The organism is Rhodovulum adriaticum, assembly GCF_004345735.1.
Lineage (GTDB): Bacteria > Pseudomonadota > Alphaproteobacteria > Rhodobacterales > Rhodobacteraceae > Rhodovulum > Rhodovulum adriaticum.
Genome location: NZ_SLXL01000002.1, coordinates 215,523 through 240,252 on the forward strand (window position 1 = coordinate 215,523; position 24,730 = coordinate 240,252).

Here is a 24,730-nt window from a genome sequence, read left to right on the forward strand (position 1 = left end):
GTAGACCAACAAGAGGCTGGGCTAAGCGTGTCCGACCTCTTCGCGCACGATCCGGGCGATCAGGGCGCAGTCTTGCGGGGTAAAGGTCAGTGGCAGCCGCAGGTCGATCAACCCCGCCAGCACCCGGTCGCTCCGCGGCAACGGATCGGGATCGGCATAGGCCCAGTGATCGTAGCGCGAGGTAAATCCCGCGGGCTGATCCGCGCCGAACCATTTCAGTTCCACCCCGCGCGCGGCGCAGGCGGCCAGCAGCGCCGTTATCCGTGGCGCATCCCAGTCCGGCAGAAGGAACTGAAACGAAGATCCGACAAAGGATTCCGCCCCGGGACGATCGATCAGGCGCAGGCCGGGCGCACCGCGCAGACCATCCTCCATCGCGATATAAAGCAGGTTCCAGCGTGCGATCCGGTCGGGCAGGTCGCGCAGTTGTACCCGCAGGATCGCGGCGCGCAGATTATCCATCCGGCCAGAAACATTCGGGGTTTGCAGGCGCAGCCCGTCAAAGGCCGCGGGCGGGGGCGCGGCAACATGGCGATCATACAACATGTAAGAGCCCGACAGCAGCACCGCGCGCGCCATCAACTCGGGATCGTCGCCCACGATCAGGCCGCCCTCGCCGGAATTCAGATGCTTGTAGGTCTGGGTAGAGTAACACCCCAGAACCCCGTGCCGCCCCGAAGGGACACCGGCCCAGGCCGCACCCATAGTGTGGGCGCAATCCTCGACCACCTGCACGCCCGCCCCGTCGCAGATCGCCATCAGCCGGTCCATGTCGCAAACATGCCCGCGCATGTGCGACAGCATCAGAACCCGTGCGCCCGTATCAGCGATGCGGGTTTCCAGATGATCCAGGTCGATCACCAGATCCTGCGTCACCTCGACGAAGACCGGGCGCGCCCCCAGGCTGGCAATCGCGCCCGGCACCGGCGCCAGCGTAAAGGCGTTGGTCAGAACCGCCTGCCCCGGCCCCACCCCCAACGCACGCAGGGCGCAGGCCAGCGCGTATCCCCCCGAGGACACCGCCAGGCAATAGCGCGCCCCGGTGAAGGCGGCGAACTCTTGCTCCAGCAGGGCGGTTTCCGAAACCTCGCCCGGCGCGGTATTGTAGCGGTGCAGCCGCCCACTGCGCATCACCTGAACAGCTGCGGCGATGGCCTCTTCGGGGATGGGTTCCTGTTGGGTGAAACTGCCGGTGAAGCGGTCGGTCATGCGCCCTGCTCCTAGGGGATCAGCCGCCCGACAAGGTCGAACAGGTCATCGTAATGGGACAACAGGGCCGCCGGGGCCAGATCGGGCATTGCCGCCGCCGCCGGGCCGAACCCGACCAGCACGCAGGGCACCCCTGCCGCGCGGGCGGTGTCGCGGTCGGTGACGGTATCCCCAATCAGGACAGAGCGGTCCACCGCGCCCCCGGCCTGTTCCACGGCTGCGCGATAGGGGGCGGGGTCAGGCTTGCGCACGGGCAGCGTATCCGCCCCGATCAACGAGTCGAAGCGGTCGCGCACGCCCAGCCGACGCATCAGGGTTTCGGCCAGACCCTCGGGCTTGTTCGTGCAGATCCCCACCGCATACCCCGCGTCGCGCAGCCGGTCCACCGCAGCCACCGCACCGGGATACAGGCGGGTGTGCCGGTCGATGTCACGGGCGTAGTGATCCAGAAAGATCGGGAACTGCTCGGTCACGGCGTCCTCGACCGCCGGGTGGTCCAACCGGCCGAACCCCAGCCGCAGCATCGCCCGCCCCCCCTGAAAGGCCGTCGCCGCATCGGTCACCGGGTCCAGCGGCATGCCATGGCCCAATCCCGCGAAACAGGCATTCGCCGCGCCGATCAGATCGCGGCTGGTATCGGCCAGCGTGCCGTCAAGATCGAAGATGACCGTGCGCATCGTGTCCTTTCTGCACAGGCGCTGCGCTGAAACAGAGCGAAACGCCAAGTGAGGTTGTCTGCGGTTGAAGTACGCCTGCACGCGGATAAAAGGGACAGGGAAAAAAGGAAAGAGCAGACTCCATGCAGACAGCGCTGATCATCCTCGCCGCGGGCCAGGGCACGCGGATGCAATCGGACCGCGTGAAGGTCCTGCACGAGGTGGCCCATGCACCGCTGCTGGCCCATGCGATGGCAGCCGGGCGCGCCCTGGGCAGCCCCCGCAGCGTGGTGGTGGCCGGCCACCAGGCCGAGGCAGTGCGCGCCGCCGCGCTGGAGATCGACCCAGACACCGAGGTTGTCGAACAGACCGAGCAACTGGGCACCGCCCACGCCGTGGCCCAGGCCGCCCCCGCCCTGCGGGATTTCGGCGGGGATGCCATCGTGCTTTATGCCGATACGCCGTTCGTCCGCCCCGAAACGCTGGCCGCCATGGCCGAGGCGCGCAAGGATCACGCGGTGGTCGTGCTGGGCTTCGAACCCGCCGACCCGGCCCGCTATGGCCGGTTGGTGATGCAGGGCGACGATCTGGACCGCATCGTTGAATTCAAGGACGCCACCGAGCAAGAGCGCGCCATCGGGCTGTGCAACTCCGGCGTCATCGCCGCCAAGGCAGAGCTGCTGTTCGAATTGATCTCGGAGGTCGGCAACGACAACGCGGCGCAGGAATATTACCTGACCGACATCGTGGCCCTGGCCCGCGCGCGGGGGCTGTCGGCAGGCGTTGTCACCTGCGACGAGTCCGAAACCCTGGGCGTGAATTCGCGCGCCGATCTGGCACGGGCCGAGGCCGCCTTTCAGGCCCGTGCGCGCGACGCCGCGCTGGCCGGCGGCGTGACACTGACCGCGCCGGAAACGGTTTTCTTCGCCCATGATACGGTGATCGGCCGCGACGCGGTGATCGAGCCCAACGTGGTCTTCGGCCCCGGCGTCACGGTGGAATCGGGCGCCATAATCCGGGCCTTCTCGCATCTGGAGGGCTGCCATGTCAGCCGCGGCGCGGTCGTCGGCCCCTACGCCAGGCTGCGCCCCGGCGCAGAGCTGTCCGAGGATGTCCGCGTCGGCAATTTCGTCGAGATCAAGAACGCCCAGATCGCCGAGGGCGCCAAGGTCAACCACCTGACCTATATCGGCGATGCCGGGGTCGGCCCGCGGGCCAATATCGGCGCGGGCACGGTCACCTGCAATTACGACGGTGTGTTCAAGCACCGGACCGAAATCGGCGCGGATGCCTTTATCGGCTCGGACACGATGCTGGTGGCGCCGGTCACGGTGGGCGCGGGCGCGATGACGGCCAGCGGATCGGTCATCACCGGGGACGTGCCCGACGGGGCACTGGCCCTTGGCCGGGCACGCCAGCAGAACAAGCCGGGGCTGGCGGAAAAATTGATGGGCCGTTTGCGGGCCCAAAAGGAACAACAGAAAAGAGATTGAATCATGTGCGGAATCGTTGGCGTCCTGGGCGATCACGAGGCAGCCCCGATCCTGGTTCAGGCGCTGGCGCGACTGGAATACCGCGGCTATGACAGCGCCGGGATCGCCACGGTCAGCGGCGGCCAGCTGGACCGCCGCCGCGCCGTGGGCAAGCTGGTCAACCTGTCGGACCTTTTGGTGCACGAGCCGCTGTCGGGCAAGGCGGGGATCGGGCATACCCGCTGGGCCACCCATGGCGCGCCTACGGTAATCAATGCCCACCCCCACTGTGCCGGGCGCGTCGCGGTCGTGCATAACGGCATCATCGAGAATTTCCGCGCCCTGCGCGAAGAACTGTCGGCGTGCGGCGCGGGCTTCGAAAGCGATACCGACACCGAAACCGTCGCCCATCTGGCGCAGGCCTACCTGGACGAGGGGATGACCCCGCAACAGGCCGCCGAGGCGACGCTGAAACGGCTGGAGGGCGCCTTTGCCCTGCTGTTCCTGTTCGAGGGCGAAGAGGATCTGATGATCGCCGCGCGCAAGGGCAGCCCGCTGGCCATCGGCTGGGGCGAGGGCGAGATGTTCGTCGGCTCTGACGCGATCGCGCTGGCGCCGATGACAAACCGCATCACCTACCTGGACGAAGGCGACCGCGCCACCATCACCCGCGCCGGGGCCGAAATCCACGACGCCGCCGGCCACCTGGTGAACCGCCCCGTCAAGACCGTCGAAATCGACCTGGCCCGCGCGGAAAAGGGCGGGCACAAGCATTTCATGGCCAAGGAAATCGCCGAGCAACCCACCGTGCTGGGCGAGGCGCTGCGCCACTACGTCACCGATGACGGCAAGACGCTGACCCTGCCCGACGGCGGCATCGATTTCACCGGCATCGACCGGATCAGCATGGTGGCCTGTGGCACGGCCTACTATGCCTGCCTGACCGCGAAATACTGGGTGGAACAACTGGCCGGCCTGCCGGTGGATGTCGATATCGCCTCTGAATTCCGGTATCGCGAACCGCCGATCGCCAAGGGCACGCTGGCGATGTTCGTCAGCCAGTCGGGGGAAACCGCCGACACCCTGGCCGCGCTGCGCTATTGCAAGGACCGGGCGGCGCGGATCGTGTCTGTCGTCAACGTCCCCGAAAGCACCATCGCGCGGGAAAGCGACCTGGCCTTGCCGATCCTCGCCGGGCCAGAGATCGGCGTTGCCTCGACCAAAGCCTTTACCTGCCAGCTGGCCGTCCTGGCCATCTGCGCGCTGGAGGCCGCCGCGCAGCGCGGGCGGCTGGACGCGGGCGGCCTGGCCCGCCACCTGGACGACCTGATGACGGTTCCGGGCCGGATGAACGCAGCGCTGGCGCTGGAAAACGACATCACGGCCGCCGCGCTGGACCTGGCCGAAACCGAGGACGTGCTGTTCCTGGGCCGGGGCGCGATGTTCGCACTGGCGCTGGAGGGCGCGCTGAAGCTGAAGGAAATCAGCTACATCCATGCAGAAGGCTATGCCAGCGGCGAGCTGAAGCACGGCCCCATCGCGCTGGTGGATCAGACCGTGCCGGTGGTGGTCTGCGCGCCCTATGACATGCTGTTCGACAAGACCGTGTCCAACATGCAAGAGGTCATGGCCCGTGGCGGCAAGGTGCTGCTGATCACCGATGCGCGCGGCGCGGCAGAGGCCGGGTCGGACACCTGGCGCACGCTGGTCATGCCAGAGGCGCCCGATCCCTTCGCCCCGATCCTGTACGCGGTGCCGCTGCAACTGCTGGCCTATCATACAGCCGTGGCCAAGGGGACCGACGTGGACCAGCCCCGCAACCTGGCGAAATCCGTCACCGTGGAATGACGCCCGAGGCGGCCCTTGCGGCGTTGCGCGCCCATGCGGATGCGGCCAAGGCCGCGGATATGGCTGCCTATCACAAGGTGCCCCGCGCCTATCTGGGCGTTGCGAACCCGGTGATCGACGATCTGGCGCGGGACTGGCGGCAGACCCTTGCCCTGGACGCGCGGCTGGCCCTGGCCGCGGGGCTGTGGCGCACGGATATCCACGAGGCCCGCATCGCCGCGGCCAAGCTGCTGACCCAGGCGCGCATCCGCCCCACGGACGCGGAGGCATGGCACCTGCTCGCCGGTTGGGTGCCCGATTTCGACGGCTGGGCCATTGCCGACGCCGTGTCCATCGCCGGGCAGAAACGCCTGGTGGCCGACCCCGCCCGGCTGGACGAACTCGCGGACTGGACGACATCGCCCCATATGTGGACCCGCCGCGCAACCCTGGTGATGACCCTGCCCTGGGCCAAGATGGTCCACCCCAAACCCGCCGACCTGGAGGTGCGCGAGCGCGTGCTGGGCTGGGCCGCAGGTTATGTGCCTGAGCGCGACTGGTTCATGCAAAAGGCCGTGGCCTGGTGGCTGCGCGACCTGTCCAAACGCGACCCCGACCGGGTGCGCACATTCCTGGCCGAACACGGCGACCGAATGAAACCCTTTGCCCGGAAAGAGGCGGCGCGGTTGATGGGGTGAGGGGCGGCGGGGTAGAGTTGCTGCCGGAGATGTTGGAAGCTGTGCTCGGCAAGAATGGCAACAAGGCGCAGGAAGCGGGGTTTGCAAATTGTCGAGAGCGGGCCAGAGCAACCACTCGGCATATTGTTTCTATGCAGCGGGTGCAGCGCAAACTGCCAGCATTCGAATTGGCAAAAAACCACCAAGGAAAAACAAGCCAAGCCACCCGAATTACAAATAAAAATTCAAAACACCTCAATCACTATAGTATAAACTTTTCCGAAATATTGGCCTCGCCTCTTTTGCTTCTTGAACAAATCCACCACCGAAGCCTCTGCGCAAATGTTGATTTCCATTGAACTCTATGCCGCCTCCGGCCTCACCCCGACGAGAAAGAAAACCAAGTAACTCCAACTTCTCTTTAATGCCCAGCGTTCTGTACCGAAGAATAGTTGCGCCCAAAATACAGCAAGCGCCGAGCTTTCCATTAAGGTCAGAACCAATCACTGCATTTTCCATACTCAGCGCATTTTGATACCCATCCTGCCTCTGCAAGTTTACCACCTCACCGTTATTGCAGCTTACTGACAAGAAACCATGCGTTAGGCTGTTTGAAAACTCAATTTGAAATACCTGCGGAGCTCCAAATTCAATTTCAAGCCTTGCTTCAATTTGACGCCCAGCTGCATCCAAAATTTTTACATAAGCGGAACCTGATACAACAATAGAAACTCTATTTTCTCTCTTTCCGCCAATATCTATTAAATATGCACAATCATGGACTTGATCTGGCGAAATACTAGCCATCACCGTCAAATGCACGCCCTCAGTGCCCTCATAAGATTTCCCCACTTTGACATATTGCTTCCGGCTTCTTGCATATGCGTCGCATAGTTTCTCGTATAGTTTATCATAATACATATATCGGATGCGGGGTTCTCTTTCGGAAATCAGTTCAGTCAAGATTGGCGCATCTCTATCATTAGACGTCCCACATATTAGAAGCCCTGAGGTCGACCTAATATTGCTCATACCCAGAATGCCGCATACGGCTTGTCGAGCATCAAAATTGGCACGGATGGATTTAACGTATTCACATGTCTGACTCACGTAAGTATCTATGTTTGCGCGCAACTTTGCCCTATTCCCATCTGCTCTGGCTGTGATGGTTTTCATTTCATCCGGCCGCTTAATTTCAACAACAACAGCTTCTTCACTATCACGCTTCCCGTAGGGGAATCGCATATGGCCGTGACGCACTGAACGGCATGGCTTGCGGCTGGGGTCACGATGGATTCTGAAGGTGGACTCATCCTCCTGGAGCCCATCACCGTCATGCATCTGTTCTTGTCCGCCTTCGAAGATGTCCCCGATCCCCGCGCCGAGAACACGCGACATGACTTGGGTGAGCTGCTGGTCATCGCCTTTGTATCGGTCCTTTGCGGCGCGACCTCCTGCGCCGAGATGGCGGCCTTCGGGCGCGCAAAGGAAAGCGTTTTCAGGGGTTTCCTCAAGCTCAAGAACGCGGTGCCGTCGCATGATACTTTCTCGGCAGTGTTCCGGATGATCGATCCCAAGGCGCTCGATGCCGCCTTCGGGCGCGTGCTGGCCGATGTCGCGCACTCCTTCAGAACGGCGATGTGATTGCCGTTGACGGCAAGGCCCTCCGCGGGGCCCGCAACGCGGGCGAGAGTGCCCGGACGCGGATGATGGTCTCGGCCTATGCGGCGCGGCTGCGCCTGACGCTCGCCAGCGTGCCGGCCGATCGGGGTACGGAACTGGAGGCTGCGATCGAAGCGCTTGGCCTGATCGCGCTCAGGGGGAAGGTGGTGACCGCCGATGCCCTGCACTGCAATCGCCGTACGGTTGCCGCAATCAACGCGGGCGGCGGTGACTGGTGCCTTGCGCTCAAGGCCAACCAGGACTCGCTCCTGTCGGATGCGCGGGCCAGCTTCGGGGCTGAGCCAGACGCGCACCCAAGCGCGCTTTCCGAGGATGTCGGCCACGGCCGGACGGAAACCCGAAAGGCGACCGTCGTTTCGAGCAAGGCTCTTGCAGAGCATCATGAATTCCCCGGCCTAAAGGCTTTTGGCCGTGTCGAGGCCACCCGTAAAACAGCCGAGGGCACAACTTCGGAGACGAGGTACTTCGCGCTTTCCTGGGTGCCGACACCGGAGGTCCTGCTGGCGACCGTACGCGCCCACTGGGCCATTGAGAACAGCCTGCACTGGCAGCTGGACGTCTCTTTCCGCGAAGACGCCGCGCGCAACCGGAAGGATAACGGTCCGGGCAACATCGCCATCCTGCGCCGCCGTGCTCTCGACGTCATGCGCAGGGACACGTCGAAGGGCTCGCTTTCCATCAAGCTCAAGCGAGCAGGCTGGGATGATGACTTCCTTCGCAACGTTCTCAATGGTTTAGCCGCGTGAGCCATATGCGATTGCCCTGACGCTTCCCGCATATGAAATCCGGCATGGGTGTAAAATGGCGCTCTTTATCAAATGGCAATTTGTTTCCAGACTGAGCCTCAAAGGGAGCGCAACAGTCAAAACCCAGGATGTCAAAAACGAAAGGATTTCTTTCAAAAAACGCTTGATACTCTTTCTCGGGAAGGTTGGGTTGACTTAACAAGGAAAAGAGTTCACTTATAGATTTCCAGATTTCGCTGTCCAAATGACGTTCTCTTTCGCTAGATTATTGGCAATCATCTCATTAATTCCGCACAGGCAGGTATTGTTTAAAAAATAGCAGCACCGTACAGTCGGCGCAAGTGAACCAAGAGGCCAAATCCGAGAAACATTATGGCAGCGCAGCGCTCGTTTTCCCATATTTCGAAATGTCAACAAGGCAGTCACGCTGCATTTAGCTCGCGGGTGCAGCGAACTCCCGCTCCCCACCCAACCTGAAAAATACCCATTCGCCCACCGCTTCACCTACCCTCCTCACCTCCCACGGGACAAACGACAGCTCCACCCCTCACCCGCCCCGCAATTCCCGTCGCATGATCTTGCCCGTTGCGGTCATCGGCAGGCTGTCGGCGCGGATCACCTTGCGGGGGGCGACGTGGGGGCTGACGTGATCGCGCACGCGCTGGATCAGGGTGGGCTCCAGCCCCTCCCACGCCGCACCGTCGCGCAGCACCACGTGGGCCACGACGATCTGGGTGCGCACGGGGTCGGGTTCGCCCACCACTGCGGCCATCAGCACGTCGGGATGGGCGGCCAGGCAATTCTCGATCTCGGTCGGGCCGATCCGGTAGCCAGCCGAGGTGATGACATCGTCGTCGCGCGCGACATAGGTGAAGTGCCCCGCCGCATCGCAGACCCCCAGATCGCCCGTGCGCATCCAATCGCCCGCGAACTTGTCGGCGGTCTTGTCGGGCAGGCCAAGGTATTCCAGGAACATCGGGGCCGCGCCGCGGCGCACTGCAATCTCGCCCACCTCGCCGGGCGGCAGGGGGGTGCCGTCCGGCCCGATCACCGCCACATCAAAACCGGGCGTTGCCCGCCCCATCGCACCGGGCGGCGCGTCCATCAGTTCGGGAACGCAGGTGACGACCAGGTTGCATTCGGTCTGGCCGTAGAATTCGCAGATGTTCAGCCCCAGCGCCTGCCGCCCCCAGTCCAGCAGATCGGCCCCCAGGCTTTCCCCGCCCGACCCGACGCTGCGCAAGGACACGCCGGGGGGCACCGGCACCTCGCGCATCAGCTTCAGCGCGGTGGGTGGCAGGAACAGGTTGCGGACCTGCAGCCGGTCGATCAGCGCCCAGGCCTGCCCGGCATCGAACTTGCGCATCCGGCAGGCAACCAGCGGGATGCCGTAGTAAAGGCAGGGCATCGCCATGTCCATCAGCCCACCGATCCAGGCCCAGTCGGCCGGGGTCCAGCCGCAATCGCCGGGCCGGGGCGTGCCGCGATGATGCAATTCGAAGGACGGCAGATGCCCGATCAGGAAGCGGTGGGCATGCAAGACCCCCTTGGGCGGGCCGGTGGTGCCAGATGTATAGATCAGCACCGCCGGATCCTCGGCCCCGGTGTCGCGGGGGGCGGGGGTCGGGTCGGCAGCGGCGATTTCCGCCCAGAAATCCCGCGCCGGGCCGCCATCCACCGACAGCACGTCGCGCAGGGCGGGCAGGCGGTCGCGCAGGCCCGCCAGCTTGGCCGCGCCCTCGGCGTCCGTCACGACCAGTTTCGTGCCGCTGTCGGCCAACCGGTATTCCAACGCGTCGGGGCCGAACAGGGTAAAGAGCGGCAGGCCCACGGCCCCCAGCTTCATCGCGGCGAAATGGGCGATCAGCACCGCGGGCGCCTGCGGCAGCAGCACCGCCACCCGGTCGCCCGTCCCCACGCCCGCCGCCGCGAACACGCTGGCCAGCCGGTCCGAGGCATCGCGCAACGCGCCGTAGGTCCAGCCCCGGTCGCCATCGCTGGCGTCGATCACCGCCACGCGCTCCGGCGCCTCGGCGGCCCAGTCATCGCAACAGGCCGCCGCGATGTTGAAACGGTCGGGGATGTCCCAGCGAAAGCTGGCGCGCATCGCATCCCAATCGCGCTGGTCAGGGATCAGCCTGCGGTCCTTCATGCCCTCCTCCCGGCCTGAATTGAACGCTCGTTCAGTAACGCGCGCCCGCGCCAGCTTGTCAAGCGTGCCGGGGGGTCAATGCGCGTCAGGGCGCGCGGGCATAGACCGTCAGTTCCGTCAGCGCGGTCAGGGGCACACCCAGCACCCGCAGGGCGGCCAGCGATACCTGCGTACCCGCCCCTGCTGCGGCCGCGCGGGGGCGCAGATCGACCAGCACGCCCTTGCCGGTCGCGGCATAGACCAGCCGGCCGGGCTGCGGGCGATCCACCAGCGGCGTCAGCGCCCAGAACCCGGGATCGGCCGGATCGCCCAGGCTGGCGACCGTCTTGCCCAGCAGCCGATCGGGCGCGGTGGGCGTGGCCGCGGCAGCCGAACGTTCTGCGCTGCTGGTGGTATCGAAGGCCTCGGCGCTGTCGGCGCCCGGCGGCGGCGGTGTGGACCCGGGCCGGGCCGCGGGGCGCGGGGTGTCCGCGCCGGGGGTTTGCGCCACTGGCCGGTCCCGGTCTCCGCCGAAAAAGGGGATCTTCAGCCCGGTGCAGCCCGGCAATGCCAGGGCCAGAACGGCCATCAGCCCGATCGCGTGTTTCATCCGCCCGTCCTCCCTGCCCGGTTGGGATCAGCCTAGACCCGGGCCACGCCCGGTTCAACATGAGGCGATCCCCCTTGCCGGCGGCGCAGGCGGCGCTTAGGCTCTGCGACATGATGCAGCAGCCGCCCCTGATCGACCCCTTCGCCCGCGCGATCACCTATCTGCGCGTTTCGGTCACCGACCGCTGCGATTTCCGCTGCGTCTATTGCATGAAGGAAAACATGACCTTCTTGCCCAAGCGGGATCTTCTGACGCTGGAGGAACTGGACCGCCTGTGCACCGCCTTCATCGGACTGGGGGTGCGCAAGCTGCGCATCACCGGGGGCGAGCCGCTGGTGCGCCGGGACATCATGACCTTTTTCGACGCGATGGGCCGGCATCTGGATAGCGGCGCGCTGGACGAGTTGACGCTGACCACCAACGGCTCGCAACTGGCGAAATACGCCGATGCGCTGTACGCGGCGGGCGTGCGGCGGGTGAATGTCAGCCTGGACACACTGGACCCCGAAAAATTCGCCCGTGTCACCCGCTGGGGCCGGCTGGAGCAGGTGCTTGCCGGGCTGGACGCGGCACAGGCGGCCGGGCTGCGGATCAAGATCAACGCCGTCGCGCTGAAAGGTTTCAACGAGGACGAGTTGTTCGACCTTGTGGCGTGGTGCGCGGACCGCGACATGGACCTGACCTTTATCGAGGTCATGCCGATGGGCGACCTGGGCAACGAACAGCGCATCGATCAATACTGGTCGCTAAAGGATGTGCGCGCACAGCTGGCCGAACGCTACGCCCTGCTGGACTTGGCCGAGCGCACGGGCGGACCCGCGCGCTATGTCAAGCTGACCGAGACAGGGCAAAAGATCGGCTTTATCACGCCGCTGTCCCACAATTTCTGCGAAAGCTGCAACCGCGTCCGCGTCACCTGCACCGGCGAGATCTATACCTGCCTGGGGCAAGAGGACCGCGCCGACCTGCGCGCGCCGCTGCGCGCCGCGCCAGACGACGACGCACCCCTGGTCGCCGCGATCCGCGAGGCCATCGCCGCCAAGCCCAAGGGCCACGATTTCGACTATTCCCGCCAGCGCGCCGATGGGCAGGTCAGCCGCCACATGAGCCATACGGGCGGCTGAACCGCCTTGACCGCCCGGGGCCACAGGGCCCACCCTGCGCCCACCCTAGAACCGGAGCCATCCATGGCCACCCCGCTCAGCCCGCGCGAGTTGCTTGAAAAACTGGTGTCCTTCCCGACGGTCAGTTGCGACAGCAACCTGGCCCTTGTCGACTGGGTTCAGGATTATCTGACCGGCCACGGCATCCCCGTCACCCGCGTCTGGAACGCCGCCCGCGACAAGGCCAGCCTGTATGCCCATGCCGGGCCGCAGGCCCAGGGCGGCGTGCTGTTGTCGGGGCATACGGACGTGGTCCCGGTCGAGGGGCAGGATTGGGATACCGACCCCTGGGCGGTGGTGGAACGAAACGGCCGCCTGTACGGGCGGGGCACCTGCGACATGAAGGGGTTCAACGCGCTGGCGATCTGGGCGCTGGTCCGCGCGCAGGCCCAGGGCGTGAAACACCCCCTGCAACTGGCCCTGTCCCACGACGAAGAGGTGGGCTGCCTGGGCGCGCCGCCGATGATCGACAACATGCAGGCCAGCGGCTTTCCCAAGGCGCACGCCGTGATCGTGGGCGAACCCTCGCGCATGCAGGTCGTCACGGGCCACAAGGGCACCATCGGGTTCGACGTGCGCGTGACCGGGTTCGAGGTGCACTCCTCGCTGATGCACACGGGCGTTTCGGCCGTGATGGAGGCAGCGGCCCTGATCGACTGGGCCAATGACCGCAACGCCGAAAACCGCGCCCGCCCCCCGCAGGGCGATGATGCGCTGTTCGATCCGCCCTGGACCACCCTGCATGTGGGCCAGATCGCGGGCGGCACCGCGCATAACATCACTGCCGCCCATTGCGCCTTTGGGTTGGACATGCGCTGCCTGCCGGGCGAGGGCACGGAACGCTGGCGCGCGGCCTGGGAAGACGAACGCGCCCGGGTCGAGGCCCGCATGCAGGCCATCCGCCCCGAGGCGCGGGTCGAAAGCACGCCCCATTTCGACGTGCCGCCCCTGCGCCCAGAGGCCGACAACCCCGCCGAGGCGCTGGCCCGCCGCCTGACCGGCGACAACGCCCCCCATGTTGTCAGCTATGCAACCGAGGCCGGGCAATTCCAGCAGGCGGGGTATTCCACCGTGATCTGTGGCCCCGGCGACATTTCACAGGCCCACCAGCCAAACGAATACATCGCGCTGGATCAGTTCCGGCAGGGGCAGGCCTTCATGGACCGCCTGCTGACCCACCTTCAGGAGTAGACCATGCCCGTGAAGAACCGCCTGGCCGAGATGCACGACCAGATCACCGAATGGCGCCGCGACCTGCACGCCCACCCCGAGCTGATGTACGACCTGCCGCGCACGTCGGCCTTCGTGGCGGAAAAGCTGCGCGCCTTCGGCTGCGACGAGGTGGTCGAGGGCATCGGGCGTTCCGGCGTCGTGGGCGTGATCCGGGGGCGCAGCAACAGCACGGGCCGCGCCGTCGGCCTGCGTGCCGACATGGACGCCCTGCCGATCAAAGAGGCGACGGGCCTGCCCTATACCTCAAAAACCCCCGGCAGGATGCATGCCGGCGGCCATGACGGGCACACCGCCATGCTGCTGGGCGCCGCGCAATACCTGGCCGAAACCCGCAATTTCGACGGCAGCGCGGTGGTGATCTTTCAACCCGCCGAAGAGGGCGGCGCTGGCGGCAAGGCGATGGTGGACGATGGCCTGATGGACCGTTTCGGCATCGACGAGGTCTACGGCATGCACAACATGCCCGGCATCCCGCTGGGCAGCTTCGCGATCCGCCCCGGCCCGATGATGGCCGCGACCGACGATTTCGACATCACCCTCACCGGCATCGGCGGCCACGCGGCCAAGCCGCACAAATGCATCGACCCGGTGCTGGCGGCCAGCCATGTCGTGATCGCCCTGCAATCCATCGCCGCGCGCAGCGTGGACCCGCTGAAACAGGTGGTGGTGTCTGTGTGCAGCTTCCGCACCGAATCCGACGCGACCAACGTCATCCCCCAGACCGTCCGCCTGCGCGGCACCGTCCGCACGATGGAGGAAGACGTGCGCGACCTGGCCGAAACCCGGCTGAAGGCGCTAGTCGAAAACACCGCCGCCGCCTTCGGCGCCACGGCGGCGATCGACTATCAGCGCGGCTATCCGGTCACGGAAAACGACCCCGACTGCGCCGCCTTTGCCGCCGAGGTGGCCCGCGCCGTGGCTGGCGGGGTCGAGGATACCGCGCCGCTGATGGGGGGCGAGGATTTCAGCTACATGCTGAACGCGCGCCCCGGCGCCTATATCTTCCTCGGCAATGGCGACACGGCCGCCGTGCACCACCCGGCCTACAATTTCGACGATGCGGCGATTCCCTATGGCTGCTCCTGGTTTGCCGAACTCGTCGAACGGCGCCTGCCCGCGGCCTGATCCACGCCGCGAACGAAAAAGAACAGCCGTCCCATCCCAGCCGCGCGGCCCGGAACGCGGTTCGCCCCGACCCCGGACCGCGCGATGCCGTCCACGCGCTGAAAACCATGCGAAAACCCTGTCCGCCCGGCGCCCCCCCGCAGACCGGCGCCCGGCGTTGACCGGGGGATGCGAAACGCGCAGTCCACGGGAAACCGCCCGCGAAAGGACCGCAAACCGCCCGCGAAAGGACCGCCACCATGTTTGCCGATTTCGGCTTCGATACGCTGACCGCCCCCGATCTTGTTCCCTATCTCGGCCTCGCCATCGGCCTGGCCTTCGGCGCCTTGGCCGAGATCACCGGCTTTTGCTTTCGCCGCGCCGTGACTGGCCCGGCCGAAACGCGCCGCCCCGCCCTGGGCATCTGGATGGCCGCGCTGGCCACCGCGATCCTGGGCACGCAGGCCGCTGCGGCGGCCGGGCTGATCGCATTCGAGGGGCACCGCCTGCACAGCCCCGACCTGGCGCTGGCCGCGCTCCTGACCGGGGGCGTGCTGTTCGGCGCGGGCATGGTCCTGACCCGCGGCTGCATCTCGCGGCTGACCGTGTTGGGCGGCAGCGGCAACCTGCGCGCGCTGCTGGTGCTGGTGGTCTTTGCCATCGTGGCCCATGCCACGCTGAAGGGGGTGCTGGCGCCCCTGCGCACCGCCTTGGGCGCCTGGACCCTGCCCGTTGGCGATTATGCCAGCCTGGCCGCCCTGCCCGGCCCGGCCTTCGGCTGGGCGCTGGTCCTGGCCGCCGGGGCGGCGGCGCTGGCCTGCTGCTCTGGCGCGCCGCGCGGGCGGCTGGCCCTGGCCGCCCTGCTGGGCCTGCTGGTGCCCGCGGCCTGGGTCGGCACCGGCTTCGTGCTGTACGACGATTTCGACCCGGTGCCGCTGACCGGCCTGTCCTTTACCGCTCCGGCCGCCGAAACCCTGTTCTGGGGCGTCGCCGCGACCGCGATCAAGCCGACCTTTGGCGTCGGTCTGCTGGGCGGCGTTCTGGCCGGGGCGGCCATCTCGGCCCGCCTGTCGGGGCGGTTCCGCTGGCAAAGCTTCGACAGCCCCGCGCAGACGGGCCGCTACATGGGCGGCGCGGTGCTGATGGGCATCGGCGGGGTGCTGGCGGGCGGCTGCACCGTGGGCGCCGGACTTGCCGGTATTCCGACACTCAGCCTGGCGGCCGTCCTGGCCCTGGCGGCGATCGCCGTGGGCGCTCGGGCCACCCAGGCCCTGCTCAGTGCCCCATCGAGCGGCGTATCCGCCGCAACATGAGCCAGACCGCCAGCACGACAGCTGGCGTCAGCAACGCGGTCAGCATCCCCTTGGACAGCGCCACGCGCTCGGCCAGGGGGTAGACGATGTAGGACACCAGGCTGACCGCGTAATAGCTGATCGCCACAACCGACAATCCCTCGACCGTGCGCTGCAGGCGCAGTTGCAGATCGGCGCGGCGATCCATGCTCTCCAGCAACTTCTGGTTCTGCGCCGAGCGTTCGACATCCACCTGCGTCCGCAACAGGTTCGCCGCCCGCGCCGCCCGATCCACCATGGAATGCAGGTGCGTCTCGGCGGCCTTGATCGTCCGCATCGACGGCTCATACCGGCGCATCATGAATTCACGAAAGGTCTGCCGATACCCGAAACGCTGTTCGCGCAAGACATCGACACGCTGATGCACCAATGCCTCATAGGCCTGCGTGGCCGAGAAACGAAAGGCCGATTGCGCCAGCAGACCCTCCAGTTCGGCAGAAACCGCCAGCAACGCCTTCAGCGTTTCCTCGGGCTGGCGGTGGCCGGTGCGCATCTCGCCCACCAGCTCGGTCAGTTGCGGGTCCATCTCGCCCAGGCGCATGGACAATTGCCGCGCCCTGGGCAGACCCAGCATCGACATGGCCTTGTAGGTCTCGATCTCGGTCAGGCGCTGGACGATCCGCCCCACCCGGCGCTGCCCGGTGCCCGGCCGCACAAAGACGGCGAACCGCATGTGGCCCGCGCTGTCGATGCGGAAATCCGTCGCCATGATCCCCGCGTCATCCAGGATCGACGAGGCGGTCAGACTGTCGGGCACGAACCACTCGGCCAGACGGTCGTCAATATCCTCGCGCCCGTCGCGCAGCTGTTCCACGCGGATCAACGCCGAGGTCAGCCGCGCCCCCGGCGCGGCCGCCTGCCAATCCTCGGGGAAGACATCGAACGCGTCGGGATCGAACGGCCGCTCGGCCACGCCGGGGGTAAAGATCGTGTAGGTCACGAACTCCGCATGGCTTTCCCACTTGATCTTGTGGCGCCCCATGTCACCGAAAAAATGCGTATCCCCCGGCTTGGGGTGCTGCGCGCCAAAGCGGTCCAGCAGGTCGATGATATGCGCCCGGTCCGCGTCTCGATCCCGGGTCACCGCATCCCGGGGCGGCTTGACCGCCAGAAAGGCCGCATGGCAGGGCGTCTCCAGCGACGGAAAGGGACGCGCGTGCAACTCGTTCGTTAGCGCATAGCGCAACGGGTGGTCTTCGATCGGGCTCATGGCGGCACCTTCTGTTACGGTGTTGTCCAATCCCTAGCGCAAACGCCCAGATTGTAAACGCGGCGTGGCGCGCCTGAACGCGGGCAGGCGCCCCCTGCCCTTCTTCTTGGCAGAAATACCCATCCACCGGCCCGGAACGGGCCGGAAAAAGGAATGCGCCGCAGGCGCGCAATTGAATTGCCCGTCGCAACGCAAACGCCCCGCCAGGGGGCGGGGCGCTGCCTGTCTCGGACGGTGGGGCGGATCAGCGGATCAGCGCCAGCAACTTGTCCAGGCTTTCGCGGGCATCGCCGTAGAACATCCGCGTGTTGTCCTTGAAGAACAGCGGATTCTCGATCCCCGAATAGCCAGTACCCTTGCCCCGCTTCATCACGAAGACCTGCTTGGCTTTCCAGACCTCCAGCACCGGCATCCCGGCGATGGGCGAGTTCGGATCTTCTTGCGCGGCCGGGTTCACGATGTCGTTGGACCCGATGACGATGGCAACGTCGGTCGACGGGAAGTCGTCGTTGATCTCGTCCATCTCCAGCACGATGTCATAGGGCACCTTGGCCTCGGCCAGCAGCACGTTCATGTGCCCCGGCAGACGGCCGGCGACCGGGTGGATGGCGAAACGCACGCTCTTGCCCTGCTTGCGCAGATGTTCGGTCAGCACCGAGACAGAGTTCTGCGCCTGGGCCACCGCCATGCCGTAGCCCGGCACGATGATGACGCTGTCGGCATCCTCCAGCGCGCTGGCCACGCCGTCGGCGTCGATGGCGATCATCTCGCCCTCGACCTCGGCCGCGGGACCACCCGTGCCGCCAAAGCCGCCCAGGATCACGCTGACGAAATGCCGGTTCATCGCCTTACACATGATGTAGCTGAGGATCGCCCCGGACGAACCCACCAGCGCGCCCACCACGATCAGCAGGTCATTGCCAAGGCTAAAGCCGATCGCCGCCGCCGCCCAGCCCGAGTAGGAGTTCAGCATCGAGACCACGACCGGCATGTCCGCGCCGCCGATCCCCATGATTAGGTGATAGCCGATGAACAGCGCCAGCAGCGTCAGCAGGAACAGCGCGACAAAGCCGCCCCCGTTGAAGAACCACACCGCCATGACCACCGACAGGATCGCCGCAGCAGCGTTCAGGATATGCCCGCCGGGCAGCTTTTTCGCGGCAGAGTTCACCTTGCCCGCCAACTTGCCATAGGCCACGACCGAGCCGGTAAAGGTCACCGCACCAATCCAGACGCCCAGCACCAGTTCGACGCGCAGGATGTTGATTTCAACGGGCGTCTTGTGGGCCAGAATGGCGGCAAAGCCGGTCAGGCTTTCGCGCGCGGCTTCGTCCATGGCCAGCACGCGGTTCAGTTCGAAATCCGCGTTGAAGCCGACGAAAACCGCCGCCAGACCCACCAGCGAATGCATGATCGCCACAAGCTCGGGCATCTGGGTCATCTGCACGCGGGTCGCCAGCTGGTAACCGATAAAGGCGCCGCCAGCGATCATGATCAGCGACAAGAGCCACAGCCCCTGTCCCGGCCCGGTCAGCGTCGCCGCCACCGCCAGCGCCATGCCGACGATGCCGTACCAGATCGCGCGCTTGGCGCTTTCCTGACCCGACAGCCCGCCCAGGGCGAGGATGAAGAGCACGGCCGAAACCACATAGGCCGCTGTCGTGAAACCGAAATCCATTGTCTCAGCCCCTCTTTACGATTTCTGGAACATGGCGAGCATGCGCCGTGTCACGAGGAAGCCGCCGAAGATGTTGATCCCGGCCATGAACACCGCCAGCGCGGCCAGAACGATCACCAGGAACGACCCCGACCCGATCTGCATCAACGCCCCCAGAATGATGATCGACGAGATCGCGTTGGTGATCGCCATCAGCGGCGTGTGCAGCGAGTGGCTGACATTCCAGATCACCTGGAAGCCGACGAAGACCGCCAGCACGAAGACGATGAAATGCTGCATGAAGCTGGCCGGGGCCACCAGGCCCACGCCCAGCAGCAGCGCCGCACCGCCGGCCAGCAGGCTGACCTGGGTGATCGTCTGCTTGCGGAAGGCAGCCTTTTCCTGGGCCTTCTTCTCTTCGGGCGTCAGCTCTTTGGGCTTTTCCGCCTGCGGCTTTGCCGCAATCGCCTTCACCTTCGGCGGCGGCGGCGGGAAGGTAATCTCGCCCTCATAGGTGACCGTCGCACCGCGGATCACGTCGTCTTCCATGTTGTGCACGACCTTGCCATCCTTTTCGGGCGTCAGGTCGGTCATCATGTGACGGATATTCGTGGAATACAGCGTCGAAGACTGCGTCGCCATCCGGCTGGGGAAGTCGGTATAGCCGACGATGGTCACGCCGTTGTCGGATACGACCTTCTGGTCGGCCACGGTCAGGTCGCAGTTGCCACCCTTTTCGGCGGCCAGGTCCACCACGACGGAACCGGGCTTCATCGCCGCGACCATGTCTTCCAGCCACAGCTTGGGCGCCGGGCGGCCGGGGATCAGGGCGGTGGTGATGACGATGTCCATCTCCGGGGCCAGCTCGCGGAATTTCTCCAGCTGCTTTTCCCGGAATTCGGGCGACGAGGGCGCGGCGTAGCCGCCGGTTTCCGCGCCGTCCTGGGTCTCTTCCTCGAAATCGAGATAGACGAATTCCGCGCCCATCGATTCGATCTGCTCGGCCACTTCGGGCCGCACGTCAAAGGCGTAGGTGATCGCGCCCAGGCTGGTCGCCGTGCCGATCGCGGCAAGGCCCGCCACACCGGCGCCGACCACCAGCACCTTGGCCGGGGGCACCTTGCCCGCCGCCGTCACCTGGCCGGTGAAGAAGCGGCCGAAATTGTTGCCCGCCTCGATCACCGCGCGGTAGCCGGCAATATTGGCCATGGACGACAGCGCGTCCATCTTCTGAGCGCGGGAAATCCGCGGGACCATGTCCATTGCGATGACATTGGCGCCCTTGGACTTGCAGGTTTCCAGCATCGCCTCGTTCTGGGCCGGCCAGAAGAAGCTGATGAGCGTCTGGCCGTTGCGCAGGCGCGCGGCTTCCTCGTCCGAGGGCTCGCGCACCTTGATGACGATGTCGCTGGCCTGCCAAAGCGCAGAGGCCGAATGCACGACCTCGACGCCGGCCTGTTTATAGGCCTCGTCGGTAAAGCCCGCGCGGTCGCCCGCGCCGGTCTCGATCAGGCAGTCATAGCCCAGCTTTTGCAGCTGAAGGGCGCTGTCGGGGGTCATGGCCACCCGGGCCTCGCCCTCGAAAATCTCCTTCGGTGCCCCGATTTTCACGTCTTTGATCCCCTCTTTCAGGCATTGGGCCGTGGATGGGCCGGGTCAGGTCGCCGTCTCATACCACTGCGAAAGATTGTTTCACAAGCCGCTCACGCGGCTTTTGTGTTGTGGCCGATCCGCGCGTCACAGCCAGCGGCGGACACGCGCGGCATAAGCCTCGAACTCCTCACCGAAATGATCGCGTAGCACAGCCTCTTCGCGGTGAATGAAACGCCATTCGATCACCTTCATGTATAGTGGCACAAGCGGCAAGCACAGCAACGCATCCCAGTACAGGATCAGGCCCAGCAGGATTGCGGTGTCGGAAAGATAGATCGGATTTCGGGAAAAGCGATACATTCCCCGCGTTACCAGCGTGTTGGGTCGGGTCCGCGGGATCAGCGAGGTGCGTTCCAGGATGAAATGCAGCGCAGCCCAGCCGGACACCGCCAATCCCGCCAGCACCAGCGCGCCCCCGATCACGTCGCCCGCGACCCCCAGGACGGTGAAAGGCAGCACCTGCGCCTGCGCCCAGGCGATGGCGGCAAAGGCCAGCATCCAGCCGGGCGGCAATTCCAGCCGGTGGATCAGCCACGCGGCGAACGCCTTCACCGGGACATCTCGCCGGGCAGGGGCGCACAAGGCGCGAACAGGACGGGCATGGGACCTCCTTCGGCAGCTTGGCGCCGGTTTAGTCGCCCCGCCCCGCCCCGATCAAGCCGGATCTGCACCCTTGCATCCCCCGCCGCACCCCGCAAAGCTGTGCCATCCACCGTGACGGAGCCGCCCGTGCCACCGACCCAAGCGTCCTTTCGCAGGCCCTGCCGCCTGCGCCCGGCCCGCTCCAGCGACGGCACGGCGCTATACGCGGTCTTCTTCGCGGCCGTGCACGGGGGAACGGTCACCGCCTATTCCGCCCGCGAACGCAATGCCTGGGCGCCCTCGCCGACGGCGCCGCCCGACTGGAACGACAGGCTGATGGGCGGCGTGACGATCCTTGCGGAAAGCCGGGGACGGGCGGCGGGGTTCATGACATTGGGCCATGACGGGCACCTGGACCTGGCCTATGTCGCCCCCGATCACGCCGGGCAGGGCATCGGGCGGGCGCTGCACACGGCGATCCTGGACCGCGCCCGGGCGCAGGGGCTGAGCCTGCTGGACACCCAGGCCAGCCTGATCGCCCGCCCCTTTTTCACGGCGCTCGGCTGGCAGACGATTGCCCGGCAAAGTGTGATCCGCGAGGGCGTCGCGCTGACGAATTTTCGGATGGAACGGCTGTTGTAAGGGGGCGGGGCCATTGGCAAGACGCTCAGTAGATACCGTTCGCGCGTTGCAGACGGCGCACATAGGCGATCACGGCGGTCATTTCCTCTACGCTCACACCGGGGACGGGCGCCATGTCGCCGAACCGCCAGTGATGGGCGCGCACCCCCTGACGGGCCGCCATCAAGAAGGCCATATCCCCGTGATGCCCGGGTTCGTAGATGCGATGCACCAGCGGCGGCCCCAGCCCATCGCGCCCCCCTGCGTTCGGACCATGGCAAGCGGCGCAATTCTCGGCAAAGACGGACCTGCCTGTCGCAGCCATCGGACCTAGGTCCGGGACGTAAACCTCGACCATCTCCGGGGTGTCGGACGTGGCCGCAATCTGTGTGCGCGGGCCAGTCCCAAGCCACGATACGGCGGCGACACCAGCCACAACGATGACGGCAACAAGACCAAGGATTACAAGGCGCATCTATTCCTCCCTTTCACTTCCGCGCCATCTTCGCGCTTCCAGTTACAGGAGGCTCAATTCACGAGGCCGTGTATCTTGCTGTGGTTTGGTGCGAAATCACGCAATCCCGTACCCGCCGCCGGGCGCGCGGTCAGGCGCTTTGCAGCAGCGGTTGCCGCTCGCCCCGCGACCAGGCGGCGACCGCCTGGCCAAAGGCCTCGAACAGGGGGCGGGACACCGGATCACAGGCCGCCCGGTATTCGGGGTGCCATTGCACGGCCAGCGCAAAACCGGGCGCATCGGCCACATGCAGCGCCTCTGGCGTGCCGTCGGGCGCATGTCCCTCGACCACAATGCGGGGGCCTGCGGTCTTGATCCCCTGCCCGTGCAGGGTGTTGGTCATTACCTCGGTCGCGCCCAGGATTCGGTGGAATACCCCACCCTCGACCAGTTGCACCTTGTGACGCAGGGCGAATTTTTCCTCCAGCGTGCCGTCGGGGGGCATGCGGTGGTTCATCCGGCCCGGCAATTCGCGGATCTCGGGGTAAAGCGTGCCGCCCATCGCCACGTTCACCTCTTGGAACCCGCGGCAGATGCCGAAAAACGGCTGGCCGCGCTCGACCAGCGCGCGGATCAGCGGCAGGGCGATCGCGTCGCGCGCCCGGTCAAAGGCGCCATGGGCCTCGGTCGCGGGTTCGCCGTATTCCTCGGGATGGACGTTGGGCCGCCCCCCGGTGAACAGGAACCCGTCGAAACACTCCAGCAACTCGGGCACGGACACAAATCGCGGATCGGCGGGGATCAGCAACGGCATGGCGCCCGCCACCTCGGCCACCGCCTCGGAATTCATCGTGCCCCCGGCATGGGCGGGATATTCTTCGTTTATCAGGTAGCTGTTGCCGATGATGCCGACACGGGGGCGCGCCATGGAATCCTCACCTTTCCGGTTTGCCCCCAGATATAGGGCGGTTTGCCCCAGAGGAACAGCCGCGCCCCGCCCGGCGGCACCGATCCGAGCAGAAACGCACGTTTTCCCAGTCGCGCGCCCATTTTCTGCGCCACGCAAAGGGCCGGCCGCACGCGGTACAGACCTTGGTCGGCAGATCGCCCTTCTTGCGCATCCGCGCCATGCCTACAGGTCCAGCCGCAATTGCCGCGCATCGCCCCGGCGCGGGCGCGGCGCGCGGTCGTTGACAAAGCGGCCCGCCCGGTCCTTGCGCGAGGCATGGCGCGCGATCACGCGGGCGGCCTCGTCCCCGAAACCGGCCCGCTCGCGCACGCCCCAGACAGCCACGCGGGCCGCCCGGGCGGCGGCGGCAACATCGACCACCGGCGCGGGATAGCGCCGCCCCAGCAGGCGCCGCCCGCCCTGCCATCGCCAGGGTTCGTGCAAGAAGGCATCCGGAACCTCTGCCAATTCCGGCAGCCATTTGCGGGTGAACGCGCCGGTCGGATCCTGATCATAGCCCTGTTTCACCGGGTTGTAGATGCGGATCGTGTTCATCCCCGTCGTCCCCGATTGCATCTGCATCTGCGGCCAGTGGATGCCCGGTTCGTAATCGGTGAACATCCGCGCCAGGTACGGCCCCGTCGCGCGCCAGTCCAGCCACAGGTGATAAGAGGCCACCGCCACCAGCATCGACCGCATGCGAAAGTTCAGCCAACCCGTGTGGATCAGCGACCGCATGCAGGCATCGACGAAGGGCAGGCCCGTTTCCCCCCGCTGCCATGCCGCCAGCCGCGCCGCGTCAGGCGCGTGCGGGCGCAACCCCTCATAGGCGGAATGCAGGCAGCGGTGTTCGAGGGTGGGTTCATCCTCCAGCTTTTGCATGAAGTGGTCGCGCCAGGCGAGGCGAGAAGAGAAACTCTTCAGGCTGCCCGCCCAGCCATCGCCTGCGCCTGCCACGGCACGGCGGCTGGCCGCCGTCGCCTGCTCTACCTCGCGCAGGGACAGGCTGCCCAGTGCGATATGGGGCGACAGGCGCGAACAGGCGGTGGCCCCCGCCATCGGCGAGGACATGGCCCGCCGGTAATCCTGCCCGCGCGCGGTCAGGAAACTGTCCAACAGATCCAGCCCCGCCGCGCGCCCGCCCTTTTGCCGCCCCGGGCACGGATCGAAGGCCAGGCGCAGGTCGCGCGCCTCGGGGGGCGTGCCCGGCATCGTTCCGGCCAGCCCGCGCAGCGCAGCGGGGGCCTCGACCTGCGGGGCGCGCATGAATCGGTCGCGCCGCGCTGCCCATCCATCCCGCCCGGCCAGCCGCCGCACCACGCCCGATTGCGCCAGTTCCACCCACGCGATGCCCCGGCCCCGCGCCCAGATCGCCACCGCCCGGTCGCGGGCATAGGTCCAGGCGTTTCCGGTTTCCTCGTGACTGACGATCCGCGTCACCGGCCAGCGGTCGGCCAGCCGGTCCAGCACCGACACGGCCTCACCCAGCTCGACCTGCAAGGGCGCCCCCAGGGCAACCAGTTCATCGGACAATGCCCCCAGACACTCCGCCGTGAACCGCCATTGCCGGGCCGAGGTATCGGGCAAGGCCCAATAGCCCGGTTCGACGATGTAAAGCGGCAGAACCGCCCCCTCGCCCGCCGCGGCATGGGCCAGCGCGGGGTGATCGGCCACCCGCAGGTCGCGTTTGAACCAGAGAATCGTCACGTCCATGATAAGAACATAAATCGAACATTCGCAG

At 66.2% G+C, this 24,730-nt stretch carries 21 protein-coding genes and 1 pseudogene; 9 read left to right on the forward strand and 13 right to left on the reverse strand.

What is annotated here, in order from left to right; translation table 11 throughout:
* Positions 1-21 precede the first annotated feature (21 nt).
* Together EV656_RS04490 and EV656_RS04495 are read right to left on the reverse strand one after the other, a co-directional pair.
* On the reverse strand, positions 22-1,209 hold the full coding sequence (locus EV656_RS04490) for a DegT/DnrJ/EryC1/StrS family aminotransferase (RefSeq protein ID WP_132599980.1): 1,188 nt from the start codon (positions 1,207-1,209) through the stop codon (positions 22-24).
* Between the two features lie 11 nt (positions 1,210-1,220).
* Positions 1,221-1,886 carry an HAD-IA family hydrolase gene (locus EV656_RS04495; RefSeq protein ID WP_132599984.1) on the reverse strand — a complete coding sequence of 222 codons (666 nt, stop codon included), beginning with the start codon at positions 1,884-1,886 and terminating at the stop codon, positions 1,221-1,223.
* A 122-nt stretch (positions 1,887-2,008) separates the two neighbouring features.
* On the opposite strand from EV656_RS04495, the gene glmU reads away from it, so the two are divergent.
* Genes glmU through EV656_RS04510 form a run of 3 tightly spaced genes read left to right on the forward strand, consistent with a single transcriptional unit; the run spans position 2,009 to position 5,862 of the window.
* Positions 2,009-3,358 (forward strand): bifunctional UDP-N-acetylglucosamine diphosphorylase/glucosamine-1-phosphate N-acetyltransferase GlmU, encoded by a 1,350-nt coding sequence (gene glmU / locus EV656_RS04500; protein WP_132599987.1) that lies wholly within the window; start codon positions 2,009-2,011, stop codon positions 3,356-3,358.
* A 3-nt stretch (positions 3,359-3,361) separates the two neighbouring features.
* Positions 3,362-5,185, forward strand: a complete 1,824-nt coding sequence (gene glmS, locus EV656_RS04505) for a glutamine--fructose-6-phosphate transaminase (isomerizing) (RefSeq protein ID WP_132599990.1) — start codon at positions 3,362-3,364, stop codon at positions 5,183-5,185.
* Positions 5,182-5,862 carry a DNA alkylation repair protein gene (locus EV656_RS04510; RefSeq protein WP_132599993.1) on the forward strand — a complete coding sequence of 227 codons (681 nt, stop codon included), beginning with the start codon at positions 5,182-5,184 and terminating at the stop codon, positions 5,860-5,862. The genes glmS and EV656_RS04510 overlap by 4 nt, the downstream gene beginning before the upstream one ends.
* Before the next feature lie 234 nt (positions 5,863-6,096).
* Here the strand turns inward: EV656_RS04510 and EV656_RS04515 are convergent, their stop codons facing one another.
* The gene (locus EV656_RS04515; protein WP_132599996.1) at positions 6,097-7,086 is read right to left on the reverse strand and encodes a hypothetical protein; all 990 of its coding nucleotides are present in this window, start codon (positions 7,084-7,086) and stop codon (positions 6,097-6,099) included.
* A gap of 90 nt (positions 7,087-7,176) precedes the next feature.
* Between EV656_RS04515 and EV656_RS04520 the strand changes: the two are divergent.
* Positions 7,177-8,270, forward strand: a pseudogene (locus EV656_RS04520) (ISAs1 family transposase).
* Positions 8,271-8,817: 547 nt separating this feature from the next.
* Here the strand turns inward: EV656_RS04520 and EV656_RS04525 are convergent.
* A complete protein-coding gene (locus tag EV656_RS04525; RefSeq protein WP_242469082.1) occupies positions 8,818-10,422 on the reverse strand; it encodes an AMP-binding protein in 1,605 nt (534 codons plus the stop codon).
* 85 nt (positions 10,423-10,507) lie between these two features.
* On the reverse strand, positions 10,508-11,011 hold the full coding sequence (locus EV656_RS04530) for a hypothetical protein (RefSeq protein WP_132599999.1): 504 nt from the start codon (positions 11,009-11,011) through the stop codon (positions 10,508-10,510).
* A 113-nt stretch (positions 11,012-11,124) separates the two neighbouring features.
* On the opposite strand from EV656_RS04530, the gene moaA reads away from it, so the two are divergent.
* The 4 genes from moaA to EV656_RS04550 all read left to right on the forward strand — a co-directional run bounded on the left by moaA (position 11,125) and on the right by EV656_RS04550 (position 15,824).
* Positions 11,125-12,135, forward strand: coding sequence for a GTP 3',8-cyclase MoaA (gene moaA, locus EV656_RS04535; protein WP_132600904.1), 1,011 nt, complete (start codon positions 11,125-11,127; stop codon positions 12,133-12,135).
* 63 nt (positions 12,136-12,198) lie between these two features.
* Positions 12,199-13,365, forward strand: coding sequence for an acetylornithine deacetylase (gene argE / locus EV656_RS04540; RefSeq protein ID WP_132600002.1), 1,167 nt, complete (start codon positions 12,199-12,201; stop codon positions 13,363-13,365).
* 3 nt (positions 13,366-13,368) lie between these two features.
* Positions 13,369-14,532 (forward strand): M20 aminoacylase family protein, encoded by a 1,164-nt coding sequence (locus tag EV656_RS04545; RefSeq protein WP_132600005.1) that lies wholly within the window; start codon positions 13,369-13,371, stop codon positions 14,530-14,532.
* Positions 14,533-14,771: 239 nt separating this feature from the next.
* Positions 14,772-15,824, forward strand: coding sequence for a YeeE/YedE family protein (locus tag EV656_RS04550; protein ID WP_132600008.1), 1,053 nt, complete (start codon positions 14,772-14,774; stop codon positions 15,822-15,824).
* Here EV656_RS04550 and EV656_RS04555 read toward each other — a convergent pair.
* From EV656_RS04555 to EV656_RS04570, 4 genes are all read right to left on the reverse strand, one after another.
* Positions 15,787-17,073, reverse strand: a complete 1,287-nt coding sequence (locus EV656_RS04555; protein ID WP_132600011.1) for a DUF3422 family protein — start codon at positions 17,071-17,073, stop codon at positions 15,787-15,789. The genes EV656_RS04550 and EV656_RS04555 overlap by 38 nt on opposite strands.
* Before the next feature lie 244 nt (positions 17,074-17,317).
* Positions 17,318-18,751: an NAD(P)(+) transhydrogenase (Re/Si-specific) subunit beta gene (locus EV656_RS04560; protein WP_132600014.1), complete on the reverse strand. Its 1,434-nt coding sequence runs from the start codon at positions 18,749-18,751 to the stop codon at positions 17,318-17,320.
* 15 nt (positions 18,752-18,766) lie between these two features.
* Positions 18,767-20,341 carry a Re/Si-specific NAD(P)(+) transhydrogenase subunit alpha gene (locus EV656_RS04565; protein WP_132600017.1) on the reverse strand — a complete coding sequence of 525 codons (1,575 nt, stop codon included), beginning with the start codon at positions 20,339-20,341 and terminating at the stop codon, positions 18,767-18,769.
* Between the two features lie 126 nt (positions 20,342-20,467).
* Positions 20,468-20,935 (reverse strand): methyltransferase family protein, encoded by a 468-nt coding sequence (locus EV656_RS04570; protein ID WP_243695673.1) that lies wholly within the window; start codon positions 20,933-20,935, stop codon positions 20,468-20,470.
* A gap of 177 nt (positions 20,936-21,112) precedes the next feature.
* Here EV656_RS04570 and EV656_RS04575 point away from each other — a divergent pair, with 177 nt between their 5' ends.
* Positions 21,113-21,607 (forward strand): GNAT family N-acetyltransferase, encoded by a 495-nt coding sequence (locus tag EV656_RS04575; RefSeq protein WP_165918934.1) that lies wholly within the window; start codon positions 21,113-21,115, stop codon positions 21,605-21,607.
* Between the two features lie 25 nt (positions 21,608-21,632).
* Here EV656_RS04575 and EV656_RS04580 read toward each other — a convergent pair whose 3' ends face one another.
* The 4 genes from EV656_RS04580 to EV656_RS04595 form a co-directional block, all read right to left on the reverse strand.
* Positions 21,633-22,061: a c-type cytochrome gene (locus EV656_RS04580; protein WP_132600023.1), complete on the reverse strand. Its 429-nt coding sequence runs from the start codon at positions 22,059-22,061 to the stop codon at positions 21,633-21,635.
* A 130-nt stretch (positions 22,062-22,191) separates the two neighbouring features.
* Positions 22,192-22,968, reverse strand: a complete 777-nt coding sequence (locus EV656_RS04585; protein ID WP_132600026.1) for a gamma-glutamyl-gamma-aminobutyrate hydrolase family protein — start codon at positions 22,966-22,968, stop codon at positions 22,192-22,194.
* A 7-nt stretch (positions 22,969-22,975) separates the two neighbouring features.
* Positions 22,976-23,170, reverse strand: coding sequence for a DUF2256 domain-containing protein (locus EV656_RS04590; protein ID WP_132600029.1), 195 nt, complete (start codon positions 23,168-23,170; stop codon positions 22,976-22,978).
* Between the two features lie 2 nt (positions 23,171-23,172).
* A complete protein-coding gene (locus EV656_RS04595) occupies positions 23,173-24,702 on the reverse strand; it encodes an FAD-binding domain-containing protein (protein ID WP_132600032.1) in 1,530 nt (509 codons plus the stop codon).
* Positions 24,703-24,730: the final 28 nt, after the last annotated feature.